At 75.6% G+C, this 524-nt stretch carries 1 protein-coding gene; it reads left to right on the plus strand.

The features are described from left to right. Positions 1-26: 26 nt before the first annotated feature. On the plus strand, positions 27-524 hold a 498-nt coding region (locus tag IH25_RS38235), incomplete at its 3' end, for a hypothetical protein (RefSeq protein WP_037656431.1).

Here is a 524-nt window from a genome sequence, read left to right on the forward strand (position 1 = left end):
GGGCCCCGAGGCCCCGCTCGTCTGCCGTGGGTGCGTCCGCCGCCGCCCCGTACGTCATCCAGAAGTCGGCCGACTCCGGCGCCCCCATCGAGATCACGGCCCGTGCCATGGGTGAGGCCCTGGAAGCGGCCGGATACATCACCGGGGAGGACGAGAACCGAGGCGGACGGATCACGCACCGGCACACCGCCTCCCAGTGGATTTCCGTTGCCCGGGCCACGAAGAAGGTGTGGTCCATGCCGGTCCCGATCGAGACGGACGGACGGGGCGGCTCGGGCCCCGAGGACAACCCCGAGGCTCCGCAGGGCCCCGAGGCCCCGCTCGTCTGCCGTGGGTGCGGTGGGGAGATGCGGGAAGACCTGTACGGCGACGGACTGCACGCCGGGTGCAAGGCGCCGGACGAGTGGCCCGAGGGCACCCTCGGAGCCGCCGCCGTGGCCGAGGCCGGGCCCGTGGCCGCCGCCCCCGCTCCCGTGGCTCCCCTGGCCGCCGTGGCGCCCCCTGTGGGCCCCGTGGCCGTGGAC

Origin of the sequence: Streptomyces achromogenes subsp. achromogenes (assembly GCF_000720835.1) — a bacterium.
In the GTDB taxonomy this organism is placed as follows: domain Bacteria; phylum Actinomycetota; class Actinomycetes; order Streptomycetales; family Streptomycetaceae; genus Streptomyces; species Streptomyces achromogenes.